The organism is Xanthomonas cannabis (assembly GCF_040616535.1).
Taxonomy (GTDB): Bacteria; Pseudomonadota; Gammaproteobacteria; order Xanthomonadales; family Xanthomonadaceae; genus Xanthomonas; species Xanthomonas cannabis.
Map to the genome: position 1 here is coordinate 4,630,600 of NZ_CP136580.1, position 12,699 is coordinate 4,643,298.

The window sequence follows — 12,699 nt, forward strand, 5'->3', positions numbered from 1 at the left end:
CCACTTGGACGCGAGTCTAGATTCCTGGGCCAGTAAATTCAAGGACGCGCGAAAACTCAACGCAGTCATGCGGCATCGCAGTCGGACCACGTGCTGCGTGGATCGCCAGCGCTTCTGTGCCCATCTGGCGATCTCACGACAGGTTGCCTGACTCTGGCGAGCTACTTGGCGAACTGCAGCCCCAACGCCTTGACGCGCACGCGCGCCAGCATCGCGTGCGAGGTCATGTAGAGCGTGTGGCCGTCGTTGCCGAAGGCGCAGTTGGAGACGGCTTCGCCGGTCTCGATGCGCCCCAGGCGCTGGCCGGCCGGATTGAATACGATGACCCCGCCCGGGCCGGTGGCGAACAGGTGGCCGTCGGCAGAGACCGCCATGCCGTCGGGCAGGCCGGGCGCGTCCTTGGCCACCAGGTCCGAGGCATCGGCGAACACGCGCTTGCCGGTGACGGCGCCCTGGGTGTCGAGCGCATACGCCATCCAGATCGGTCGCTCCGGGTCGGAGTTGGACACGTACAAGGTGCGCTCATCGGGCGAAAGCGCGATGCCGTTGGGAAAGCTCAGGCTGTCGTCGAGCAGATGCACGCTGCCGTCGGTGTCCAGCCGGTAGACGCCGTTGAAGCGCAGCTGCTTGACCGGCGAGTTGTTCAGATCCTTCAGGCCATACGGCGGATCGGTGAAGAACACCACGCCGTCGCTGCGACGCACCACATCGTTGGGACTGTTGAAGCGCTTGCCCTCGAAGCGGGTGGCCAGCGGGGTCTTCTTGCGCGTGACCGGGTCGAGCCGGGCCACGATGCGGGTGCCGGAATCGGCCAGCAGCACGGTGCCGCTCGGCTCGGCGTAGAGCCCGTTGGCACCGGCCTCGCGCAGCGTGGCCTGCTCCGGGCCGGTATAGCCGGACGGCGACAGCAACACCGACAGGCCGGCCTGTTCGGACCAGCGATACAGCTTGTTTTCCGGCACGTCGGTAAACAGCAGGTAGCCTCCGTCGCGCACCCATGCCGGGCCTTCGGACCAGGTGAACCCCTCGGTGAGCTTTTCGATACGCGCATCGCTGGCAACCACATCGGCGAAGCTGCGGTCGAAGGTGTCCACATGCCCGATGGCCGGGAAGCGCGGCGGCGGCGGATCCTTCCTGGCGCAGGCGGCCACGATCGCCAACAACGGAACAGCCAACAACAGATAGGGCGGCAAGCGCATCGGAGGGTCCGGACAATCAGGTGGGTCCATCATGCCATCAAGCGCGTGCAAGGTCCCTGCGCACGCTGGCAGACGCGACTAGGGAGCGGCCGAGACCGGCACTGCCAGCACCGCCTCCAGTGCCGGTTTGGGCTGGTGGTTGCGGTCGAACAGCAATGGGTAATTGGTGCGGCCAGGCACGGGGTAATCGTTCTTCCACGACATGCCGTCGCTCACGCCCCAGACGCTGACGCGGGCGAGCTTGTCGCGCTTGCGCCAGAACAGCGCGAACAGCTCGGCGTAACGATCGCGCAACTGTGCCTGCACCTGCGGCGGCAGGCCATCGCGGTAGGGGTCGAGGAAGCGCTTGAACTCCGGCAACTGGAACTGCGCGTGCGCAAGCCCGGTGCCGATGACCTGGCCTTCGCGGGTAAGCGGCAGCACGTCCACGTCGAGCTCGGTGATCATGACCTTGATGCCGAGCGCGGCGTAGGCGTCGATGGCGTCCTCGATATCGCGCAGGCTGGGGTAATTGAGCCCCCAGTGCCCCTGCATGCCGACGCCATCGATACGGATGCCGGCCTGCTGCAGCATCTTGACCATGCGCACGATGCCCTCGCGCTTGGCCGGCCGCCAGGCATTGAAGTCGTTGTAGTAGAGCTCCGCATCCGGTGCGTAACGCTGCGCGAAGGCGAAGGCATTGCGCACCACCGTGTCGCCGTCGCCAACGCGCTGCACCCAGTTGGTCGAACGGTAGCTGCCGTCTTCGTCGATGATTTCGTTGACCACATCCCAGGCCTGCACCTTGCCGACATAACGGCCTGCCACCTGCTCGATATGTGCGCGCATGCGCTCGATCTGTGCGGCCGGGGTGTTTGCCGCGCCGCGCGTCCCCACAAAAAACCAGGCCGGGGTCTGGTTGTGCCAGACCAGCGTGTGGCCGACCACGAACAACCCGTTGCGTTGCGCATAGTCCACAAACGCATCGGCGGCGGTGAAGTCGAGTTCGCCGCGACGCGGCGCAACGACCTCGGCCTTCATCACGTTTTCCGGCGTCACCGCGTTGAAGTGGCATGCCACCAGCGCCGCGGAGGCGGCGTCCTTGCCGGACACGATGTCGGCATTGACGGCAGTGCCAAGCAGAAAGCCGTCGGCGTACACCAGCTTGAGCGAGGTGCCAGGCGTGTCGCAGCGCGCCCATGCCGGAGCGGCAACGAGAATGGCAGCGGTGGCGAGTGCGCAACGCAACAGGTTGATCAGGTACGGCATGGCGTTGTGCCTGGTTGGGGTTGCATTGAGGGGTTGCATTGAGGTGCTGCAGCGGGTGCCTCACAGGCTCAGCCTCACTGCACGACGATCTGGGCTTGCGCGGCATCCAGGTGCTCCGATTCCACATGCAGCGTGATCGTGCCGCGCCCGCCCGGCGTGGCGCGCACGATCGCCAGGCATAGCCCGTTGAAGGCGTTGCGTTGCGCTGAGGCAAACGACTCCAGATTGGTTGCATCGCCATTGTCGGTGGCCACCAGTTCGCCCGGGCCCTCGATGCGAAACCGCAGGCGGTCGCCGGCGGTGGGCGCCGGCCGCCCGTCGCGGTCCAGCAAGCGCACGGTGACAAAGCTCAGGTCACGGCCATCGCCGTCGATGCGGCTGCGGTCCGGGCTCACCTGCATGCGCGCCGCCGGCCCGGCCGTGAGCACGCGATCGTCGGCCCAGGGCTTGCCGTGCTTGTAGGCCTGCACGCGCAATTCGCCGGGCTGGTACACCACCGCATCCCAACGCAACCGGTACTGCAGTGCGCCCTTGCGCTTGCGCCCCTGCGAGATGCCGTTGACGAACAGCTCGGCCTCGTCGCCGGAGGTGAACACATGCACCGGTGTGACCTGGCCTTCGCGCCCGGGCCAGGTCCAGTGCGGCAGCAGGTGCGCCATCGGCAGCTCCGGGCGCCAGCGCGCCTGGTATAGCCAGTAGCGGTCCTTGGGAAAACCGGCCAGATCGAAAGTGCCGGAGTACGCGCTGCGCGAACTGTAGTACGGCGTGGGCTCGCCCAGGTAATCGAAGCCGGTCCAGACGAATTCGCCGGCGACATAAGGGTGCGTGTCCAACGCGGCAAACACCTTGTCGGCGCTGGAACCGAAGTCCACCGCATGCAGCTCGTACGCGCTGACCTGATGCACGGCCGAATCGCCACCGCGCCCATCGCGCACCGGTGCGCTAGTGTCCGGGGTGACCGGGAACAGGTACACGCCGCGGCTGCTCAGCGCCGAGGCGGTCTCGCTGCTGAGGATGGCCTTGTGCGGAAACCGCGCATGAAACGCCGGGTACTGCGGCGGCTTGCGAATGCGCTCGGTGCCTTCGAACTCGGGCGCATCACGAATGCCTTCGCCCTGGTAATTGAGGCTGATGACATCCAGCGCAGCCGGTAGCGGCATCTCGGGCGAGGCGTAGTTCATCGCCACCGTGGCCGGGCGCGTGGGGTCTTCCTCATGCACGATGGCGTGCAGCATGCGCGCAATCGCTGCGCCCTGTTCGCCGGTGTATTGCTCGCCGACCTCGTTGCCCACACTCCACAGCATCACCGACGGATGATTGCGGTCGCGCCGCAGCATCGCGCGCAGATCCGGCTCGTGCCATTGCGGAAAGACCAGATGGAAATCGAGCGGGGTCTTCTTCATTTCCCAGCTGTCGAACACTTCATCCACCACCAGCAGGCCCATGCGGTCGGTGAGCTCCAGCAGCTCCGGCGCGGGCGGGTTGTGGCTCATGCGGATGGCATTGGCGCCCATCCGCTGCAGCAACTGCAGTTGGCGCTCGGCGGCGCGCACGTTGAATGCCGCACCGAGTGCGCCGAGATCATGGTGATTGTTCACGCCGCGGATCGGCACCTGTTCGCCGTTGACCAGCAGTCCCTTGTCGGCATCGAAGACGATGGCGCGGATGCCGAAAGGTGTCTCGTAGCGATCCACCAGCTGCCCGTTCTGGCGCACCTCGGTCACTGCCACATAGCGATGCGGCTGCTGGGTGGGCGGTGGGCCCCATAGCCGTGGCGCATCGATGTGCGCGGTGCCCTGCACACGCGCGTGACCGCCGGCAGGCACCTCCACCGGCAGCGCGGCGATGTGCGCCACCGCCTCGCCGGTGCGTGTGCCGCTGGCTGCGTCGAGCACGTAGATCGCGGTGCTGACCTGCGCCTGCGCGGTGGCGGGTGCGGCGTTGTCCAGCGTCACCGCCAGCTGCACCTGTGCTGCAGCGGCCGACACCTGCGGCGTGGTCAGCTGCGTGCCCCAGTGCGCGATATGCAGCGGCGCGGTCTTGGTCAACCACACATTGCGATACAGCCCGCCACCGGGATACCAGCGCGCCGATTCGGGCGGGTTGTCCAGCCGGATCGCCAGCTGGTTGACGCCGCCAGCGACCAGGCAAGACGTCAGATCCACCCGCCACGAGCTGTAGCCATACGGCCAGCCGCCCACCAGCTGGCCATTGCACCAGACCGTGGCGTACGCCATCGCGCCATCGAGGTCGAGAAACAGCGAGCGGCCGCGGTCGCTGGCCGGAATATCCAGCGTTTTGCGGTACCAGCCGATGCCCCAGCTCGGCAACCGCCCCATGCCGCCGTACGGACCATCGACCAGAAACGGCCCCGCAATCGCCCAATCGTGCGGCAGGTCCACCAGCTGCCATGCACTGTCGTCGAACTGCGCTTGCACATAGGCCACGTTGCTGCCCGGATGGCCGGGCGGGCGTTGGTGGCGTTGTGCCGGGTCGGCGATGAGCGCATTGGCGGTCGGCAGGATCCATGGCCTGAGCACATCCTTGGCGGTGGATTGCAGCGGCTGCGCCTGATCCGGGCGCGCATCGGCCACCTTGCCGTCGTCGCTGCCGGTGACCTGAGGGCGGGCCGCATAATCGAGCACCACCGGGTTGCCTGGCGGGTCGCCACGCTGAAAGCGCCATTGCGCATTGAGCGACACCCGCTCGCGCGGGGCGCCGGTCTGCGCGAGTGCGCCGAGCGCGGGCAGTGCCAGGCAGACACAGGCGAGCACGCGTCCTGTCATGCACGCCCACCTGGCCGCGATGCGCCGCGCTACTGCAGGTGCAGGGTGTGCCACTGTCATGACGCCGGCGGCTGCCGTTGCGCGCCACTGCGTGCCGCAGCGCGCGTCGGTGCCGCTGCAATGCGCGCGCAGCCGCACGCGCACCGGCTACGCAGCGGCTGCCTCACAGCTTGTACGCCTGCTTGGGCAGCCGATACGCAAGATCCATCGCCACCTCCATCGCCTCGTCTTCCTCCAGCCGATGTTCGGCCACCAGCTTGGCCAGGAACGCACTGTCCACGCGCCGTGCCACATCGTGGCGCGCGGGTATCGACAAAAAGGCGCGGGTGTCGTCGTTGAAGCCCACGGTGTTGTAGAACCCGGCGCTGGCCAGGGTCTGCTCGCGAAAGCGCCACATGCCTTCCGTCGCGTCATGGAACCACCATGCCGGGCCGAGCAGCAGCGATGGGTAATGGCCGGCCAGCGGCGCCAGCTCACGGCTGTAGCTGGTTTCGTCTAGCGTGAACACGATCAGGCGCAGACGCGGATCGTTGCCGTAGCGATCCAGCAGCGGCTTGAGCGCATGCACGTAGTCGGTGCGCATCGGGATGTCGGCGCCCTTGTCGCGCCCGTAAGTGTCGAACAACTGCCGGTTGTGATTGCGAAAACAGCCCGGATGCAGCTGCATCACCAAGCCATCGTCCAGGCTCATCGCCGCCATTTCGGTCAGCACCTGTGCGCGGAACAACTCGGCCTCCGCCGGCGTGGCCGCACCGCGCACCACCGTGTCGAACAGCCGCTGCGCCTCGGCAGGCGACAGATCTGCGGTGGCGGCGCTGGGGTGCCCGTGGTCGGTCGAGGTGGCACCGTGTGCGGCGAAGAACGCACGCCGTTGCCGGTGCGCACGCAGATAGCCGGGCCAGCTCAGCACGTCCTCGCCGGTGAGCGCGCCGAACTGCTGCAATGCACCGGCAAATTGTTCGTGTTCCGGGTCCACCACCGGGTCGGGGCGATACGCAGTCACCACCCGTCCCTGCCAGCCGCTGGCGGCAATGTCCGCATGGTGCTGCAGCGAATCCAGCGGCGATTCGGTGGTGGCGATCACCTCGATGTTGAAGCGCGTAAACAGCGCGCGGGGAAGAAAGCCCGGCGTCTGCAGCGCAGCAGTGATGTGGTCGTAGTAATGATCGGCGGTGCCGGCATCCAGCCGGATGCGCAGATCGAAGACCTCATGGAACACATGATTGAGCCATAGCGCCGACGGGGTGCCGCGCAGCAGCGTGTAGTGCTCGGCAAACACGCGCCACGCCGCGCGCGGATCCACCGGCGCGCGCGTGCCGTCGGCACGCGGAATGCCCAGCGTATCCAGGCGGATGCCCTGGCTGTACAGCATGCGGAACACGTAGTGGTCCGGCACCAACAGCAACTCGGTGGCGTTGGCGAACGGCGCATTGCCGGCGAACCACGCCGGGTCGGTGTGGCCATGCGGACTGATGATCGGCAGGTTGGCGATCTGCGCGTACAGCCTGCGCGCGATCGCCCGCGTGCCGGGGTCGGCAGGCAATAGGCGGTCGTCATGCAATGCGAGGGGCAAGGAAGCAGGCATGGATCAGGACACCAGGCAGAATGGAAAACATGCAAGGCAACCGGCGCAGCGCATCATGGCGCCGGCGTGCCGGGATGGGCGGCCACGTAGTCACGTAGCCAGGTCATGGCCGGCCGCTCACTGCCGTCGCCGCGCACCAGATACGCGGCCTCCTTGTCGCGCCACAGCCCGGGGCGAAATCCCCACAGCGTGATGCCGCGCACCGCCGGGTGCTCCCAAAACGTCGGAAACACGCGCTGGTAATCGGCCAGCTGCTGCGCATCGGTGGGTCCATCCAGATCGAACTCGGTGATATAGATCGGCAGGCCGGTGGCGGCCAGCGCATCGAGATTGGCGCGGTGCACCGACATCGCCACGTTCGGCGTGGTCTCGAAGGCGTGCTCCTGGATGCCGATGGCATCCACCAGGCGCTCGCGCTGCAGCAGCTGCACGATGTGCAGGTACTTCTGCGTGGCCTGCACGCTGTTGGTGATGCTGTAGTCGTTGATCATCAGCCTGGTCTGCGGAAAGTGCTGGCGCGCAAGCCGGAACGACTGCAGCACCCATTCCCAGCCGCTGTCGCCAGTGCCGCCCAGTGCCTGCAGGTAGTTGCCGCCGCCGGTATCGGCCTTGCTTGGCGGGTCGTTGAGCGGCTCATTGATCACTTCCAGCAGATCGATCTCCGGGTAGCGCTGCGCCACGGCGGCAAACCACTGCTCGATCTCGCGCCGCTGTTCGGCCGGGCGCAGGGTCTTGATCCATTCCGGCTGCTGGTTGCCCCACACCATCACATGCATCTGGAATGGCAGGCCGTTGGCCTTTGCGAACCGGTACGCGGTGTCCAGCGCACTCCAGTCCATCTGGTCGCGCACCGCTTCCACCGTGCCCCATTTACCGCCGTTCTCCGGAGTGAGCTTGTTCCAGTACTGTGCAAACCCCGCAGCCTGTTGCGGGCCATAGGCACTGCCAGAAACTTGGATGCACCGGCCGCCAATGGCGCGGCCTGCGCGGTCGGTGCGAGGCTTGCCGCCAACAACAGGGCCAGGGTGAACGGGCGCAGATGCATGATGATTCCTCAGGACGAAGAAGGCGTGGCAGTGGTCGCCGGCAGCTGCGCCGGGTCCAGTCGCGGCACCAGAGAGTGCACCACTGCCAGCGCCAGCAGATAGGCCGACCCTGCCATCAGGAACACCGGCACATAACTTCCGGTCGCCTGTAGCAAAAAGCCGATGAAGGTGGCAATGAGCATGCCGCCCACCGCACCGGCAAATCCGCCGATGCCCACCACGGTGGCCACCGCATGCCGCGGAAACATGTCCGAGGGCAGCGTGAACAGATTGGCCGACCAGCCCTGGTGCGCAGCGGTTGCCAGGCCGATCAACGCTACCGCCAGCCACAGGTTGTCGGCACGTGCGGCAAACACGATCGGCACCACTGACACCGCGCAGATCAGCATGGCGGTCTTGCGCGCGCGATTGACGCTCCAGCCGCGCGCGATGAAGCGCCCGGCCACCCAGCCGCCGGCGATGCTGCCGATATCGGCCAGCACGAAGATCACGATCAATGGCGCGCCCAGTTGCAGCAGGCTCAAACCATATTCGGCATGCAGGAACTTGGGCAGCCAGAACAGGAAGAACCACCAGATCGGGTCGGTGATGAACTTGCCCAGCACGAACGCCCAGGCCCGCCGATGCCGCAGCACCTGCAACCACGACAGCCGTGCCTGCACCGGCTCGTGGACATCGCTGCGGATATGCGCCAGTTCCGCTGGCGACAGGCCGGGCTGCTGTTCGGGCGGGTGATAGGTGAGCCACCACACCACCAGCCAGGTGGCACTCAACACGCCGGTGAACAGGAACGCTGCCTGCCAGCCCCACGCGGTGGCGATCACCGGCACCAGCAATGGCGCAACGATAGCACCGATGTTGGAGCCGGAATTGAAGATGCCGGTGGCCAGCGCGCGTTCGCGCCGGGGGAACCATTCGGCCACCGTCTTGAGCGCAGCAGGAAAATTGCCCGACTCCCCCAACCCCAGGAAAAACCGCGCAATCGCAAAGCCCACCACGCTGGTCGCCAATGCATGGCCCATTGCCGCCAGGCTCCACACCCCGATCGCCAACGCATACCCGAGCCGCGTGCCGAAACGGTCGATCACCGCGCCGCTGCACAACAGCCCCAACGCATAGGCAGCCTGGAACGCGGTGACGATGTAGCCGTACTGGATCTCGTTCCAGCCGATCTGGGTCTGCAAGAATGGCGCCAGCACGCCCAGCACCTGGCGATCCACATAGTTGATGGTGGTGGCCGCCAGCAGCAAGGCGCACACGCGCCAGCGCACCCGGCCCAGCCGTGCCGGCGCAGTGACAGGCGCAACGGTGGGCAGCTCGCTCATGCGTGTGGCCTGCACCACCGCAGCGGACCGCCTGAGGCCTGCACAGGGTGCAGGGCGTTGTGCATGCGTAAGCCAGCCAGCTGCCAGCCGGGCGTATCGCTGCCGCGTTTTTCGGTTCGATTCATCGGCCACTGCACCTGCACGAAGGTGGCCTTGCGCCACCGGTGATAGCGCTACCATTACCACGGCATTGCGATAAATCCATCGCGCAGTGCAGCACTGCGCCACCGTATGCATGCGTCTGGGCGCTGGCTTTGTTGCTCGCGCGGGCTGCTTGCGGCCATGCCCCCACAACTATGCTGCCCTGCAGCGTGATGTTCTGAATTTGGTAGCGCTAACATCCAGCGCCACTGATCGCCCGTCTCCCCACCGCACCATCGCCGCGCCGATTCCAGGCAGCGGCACTCCCTGCGCCGGGGCGATGCGTGGGACATCTGCTCACCTGTTAGGGAAGGGATTACGGTGAAGAACAGCTACGCACATACCGCGTTGTCCTGCGCGTTGGGGTCCATCCTGCTGGGCATGACCAGCGCTGCCGCCTGGGCACAATCCACCGATGCCACCGCCGCGCCACCGCCGCCGGACCCGGCAGGCAGCAACGACGCGGTGACCCAGCTCGACACCGTCACCGTCTCCGGCTACCGACGCAGCATCCAGTTTTCCACCGACGCCAAGCGCGATTCGGTCGGCTTTGCCGATACCGTGTTTGCCGAAGACATCGGCAAATTTCCGGACATGAACATCGCCGAGTCGCTCAACCGTATTCCCGGTGTGCAGCTGGCGCGCGACGTCAACGGCGAAGGCCTCAACATCGCCATCCGCGGCCTGGGCACCAGCTTCACCAAGACCACGCTCAACGGCTCCAGCATCGCCACCGCCTCGATCGGCCTGAACGCGCAGAACCAAAATCGCGAAGTCGATCTGAACCTGTTCCCCACCGAATTCTTCACCCAGCTCACCGTGAGCAAGACGCCCACCGCGAGCATGCTCGAAGGCGGCGTCTCCGGTGTGGTGGACATGCGCAGCGCGCGCCCGTTCGATCGCCCCGGTGTGCACTTCACCTACCAGGCGCAGGCGGACTGGAACAGCACCAGCGAGAAGACCACCCCGCGTGGCGCCTTCATGGGCAGCTGGACCAACGAGGCAGGCACGCTCGGCGCGTTGTTCGGGGTGGCCTCGGTGCGCAGCAAGCTCGGCGTGCGCGGCTTCGAGAGCGTGGGCTGGACCAACCCCGGCCTGACCTACACCCAGTGCGGCCTCACCCCGCCGGCGGGCACGCCGGCCACCAATCAACCGGCCGCCTGCAACGTCAACGGCGGCGGCAACTGGCGCATTCCCGACCGCGTGCCGGCCACCGCCGGCAACGGCCTCACCACCGGCGAAACCATCGATGCCGCGTGGCTGCTGGCACGCAACCCGGGCCTGAGCATCGACCAGATCAGCGATGCCTTGATTCCGCGGTTGGGCCGCCAGGTCTACATGGATGGCGATCGCGACCGCGATGCCTCGGTGATGTCGCTGGAATGGCGCCCTTCCGACAGCATGCATTTCTACCTGGACACGCTGTATTCCGAAGCCAAGCGCACCACCGAGCGGATCAGCATGAATCTGATCGGCCGCAACGGCAACATGATTCCGCTGGGCATGCAGCTGGACCAGAACAACGTGGTCACCAGCGCCACCTTTGCCAATGCGCAGTACTTTCTGGAAGCGCGCCCGTATCGCGAGAACGTCAAGTTCTGGAGCGTCAATCCCGGCGCAGAGCTGCTGTTCGGTGCCGAGCAGGACATCAAGCTCAACGTGCAGGCCAACGCCACGCGCAGCTGGCTTGACCGCGAATCGCCCAGCATCCTGGCCACCTCGCCGTTCACCACCGTGGACTATCGCAACCAGGGCGGCGACCGCCCCTCGATCAGCAGCCCGCTGGATCTCAATGACCCCAACCTGGGCTGGGGCTGGAGCGGTGGCCGGGTCAATATCCAGAACGAAAAACGCGTGACCGAAACGCGTGGCGCACGCGCCGACCTGCAGTTCGGCGAAGACAAGCGCAACATCAAGATCGGCGCCGCCTACGACCAGGCCGAGCGCACCATTCGCGGCTTCGACAACAGCGTGGCCTGGGAACAGGTGGTGTGCCGCGGCGGTGGCGGCAATGTCTGCAATGGCGGGCCTGGCTCGGCGGTGCCGAGTTCGGTGCTGGCCACGTATCTGACGCCCGGCCCGGACGGTTTCATCACCGCCGACTTCGACCGTTTCCTGCGCGACACCAACTACTACCCGCTGCGCGATTCCGCACCGGAAACCAACTCCGCCAACACCGGCGCCTCGGCCGGCGGCATCCGCGAGAAGAACCTGGGGTTCTACATCGAGACCAACGCCGAGACCGAAGTGTGGAACCGCACCCTGCGCATCAACGCCGGCGTGCGTTACGTCACCACCGACCAGACCATCACCGGCCCGGTCACCATCAACGGCATTCGCCGCATCCAGGTGCTGGACTCGGATTACAAGGAAACCCTGCCCTCGTTCAACGCGGCCTGGGATGTGGCCGATAACGTGGTGCTGCGCCTGTCCAGCTCGCGCACGCTCACCCGCCCGGACCCGAGCGCGATGTTGCCCAACACCAACTTCAGCGACCCCTCCGCGCAGACCGCAACGCAGGGCAATCCAAACCTGGCGCCGTACCTGTCCACCAATGTGGATTTCGGCGGCGAGTGGTACACCGGCGGCGAGGGCTATGTGGGCCTGACGCTGTTCAACAAGCGCATCAGCGGCTTCACCGTCAATGGCGTGCGGCGCATTCCGTTCAACGACCTGGGCGTGCCGTACGAGAGCCTGCTGCCGATCCAGCAGGCCGGCCTGGACCAGCGCGGTGGCCCGAACGCCGCCACGGTGGACGTGCAGACCCAGGTCAATGCCGAGGGCGTGCTCAATATCCGCGGCACCGAGGCGATCTGGGTGCAGCCGCTGGACAAGCTGGTCGACGGCATGGGCTTCAGCGTCAACTACACGCATGTCACCCAATCCTCCGAAGGCGAAGGCATCCCGGCCGTTGCCGTCGGCGTGGCGCCGAACCTGTGGAACGGCACCGTCTACTGGGAAAAGAACGCGGCCTCGGTGCGCCTGTCCTACACCTGGAACGACGACATGGTGATTTCCGGCGCCAACCAGAACGGCATTCCGTATGCACGCCTCAACGCCGATGCACGCGGCCAGCTGGATCTGTCGGCCAGCTATGCGCTGGACTGGCTGCCATCCAAGCCGCAGATCACCCTCAACGTCACCAACATCACCGACGAGCCGCTGCGCACCACCTACGCCTGGCCCAACGCCACCTACGATCTGTACGAGCCCGGGCGCACGGTGATGCTCGGCATCCGCGGTACGTTCTGAGCATGCGCATCGCCATGACGACGCAGGTGCCGGGCCGGTGCGGCCGCTCCACCGCACGCGCGTGGCCTTGCCGCAGGCTCCGCGCAGTGCGCGCCATCGCCCCCTCCCTGGCGACGG

Annotated in this window: 6 protein-coding genes and 1 pseudogene; 1 reads left to right on the forward strand and 6 read right to left on the reverse strand. The window is 66.4% G+C overall.

Features of this window, described 5'->3' with window-relative positions; all coding sequences use genetic code 11:
- Positions 1 to 161: 161 nt before the first annotated feature.
- From RZV17_RS19605 to RZV17_RS19630, 6 genes and pseudogenes are all read right to left on the reverse strand, one after another.
- Entirely contained in the window at positions 162 to 1,199 is a 1,038-nt protein-coding gene (locus RZV17_RS19605; RefSeq protein ID WP_047694008.1) for an SMP-30/gluconolactonase/LRE family protein, read from the reverse strand.
- Positions 1,200 to 1,277: 78 nt separating this feature from the next.
- Complete coding sequence (locus RZV17_RS19610) at positions 1,278 to 2,447, reverse strand: endo-1,4-beta-xylanase (protein ID WP_355605896.1); 1,170 nt, start codon at positions 2,445 to 2,447, stop codon at positions 1,278 to 1,280.
- 74 nt (positions 2,448 to 2,521) lie between these two features.
- The gene (gene galB, locus RZV17_RS19615) at positions 2,522 to 5,233 is read right to left on the reverse strand and encodes a beta-galactosidase GalB (RefSeq protein WP_355605899.1); all 2,712 of its coding nucleotides are present in this window, start codon (positions 5,231 to 5,233) and stop codon (positions 2,522 to 2,524) included.
- A gap of 163 nt (positions 5,234 to 5,396) precedes the next feature.
- Positions 5,397 to 6,818 (reverse strand): glucuronate isomerase, encoded by a 1,422-nt coding sequence (uxaC, locus tag RZV17_RS19620; protein WP_355605902.1) that lies wholly within the window; start codon positions 6,816 to 6,818, stop codon positions 5,397 to 5,399.
- A gap of 53 nt (positions 6,819 to 6,871) precedes the next feature.
- Positions 6,872 to 7,863: pseudogene (locus RZV17_RS19625) on the reverse strand (endo-1,4-beta-xylanase).
- A 9-nt stretch (positions 7,864 to 7,872) separates the two neighbouring features.
- Positions 7,873 to 9,189, reverse strand: coding sequence for an MFS transporter (locus RZV17_RS19630; protein WP_355605905.1), 1,317 nt, complete (start codon positions 9,187 to 9,189; stop codon positions 7,873 to 7,875).
- Positions 9,190 to 9,651: 462 nt separating this feature from the next.
- Here RZV17_RS19630 and RZV17_RS19635 point away from each other — a divergent pair, with 462 nt between their 5' ends.
- Positions 9,652 to 12,582: a TonB-dependent receptor gene (locus RZV17_RS19635; protein ID WP_355605908.1), complete on the forward strand. Its 2,931-nt coding sequence runs from the start codon at positions 9,652 to 9,654 to the stop codon at positions 12,580 to 12,582.
- Positions 12,583 to 12,699 lie beyond the last annotated feature (117 nt).

What these genes read in the sequence shown, in the direction of transcription:
- RZV17_RS19605 (WP_047694008.1), bottom strand. Translation starts at nt 1,199, where the DNA reads ATGCGCTTGCCGCCCTATCTGTTGTTGGCTGTTCCGTTGTTGGCGATC.
- RZV17_RS19610 (WP_355605896.1), bottom strand. Translation starts at nt 2,447, where the DNA reads ATGCCGTACCTGATCAACCTGTTGCGTTGCGCACTCGCCACCGCTGCC.
- galB (WP_355605899.1), bottom strand. Translation starts at nt 5,233, where the DNA reads ATGACAGGACGCGTGCTCGCCTGTGTCTGCCTGGCACTGCCCGCGCTC.
- uxaC (WP_355605902.1), bottom strand. Translation starts at nt 6,818, where the DNA reads ATGCCTGCTTCCTTGCCCCTCGCATTGCATGACGACCGCCTATTGCCT.
- RZV17_RS19630 (WP_355605905.1), bottom strand. Translation starts at nt 9,189, where the DNA reads ATGAGCGAGCTGCCCACCGTTGCGCCTGTCACTGCGCCGGCACGGCTG.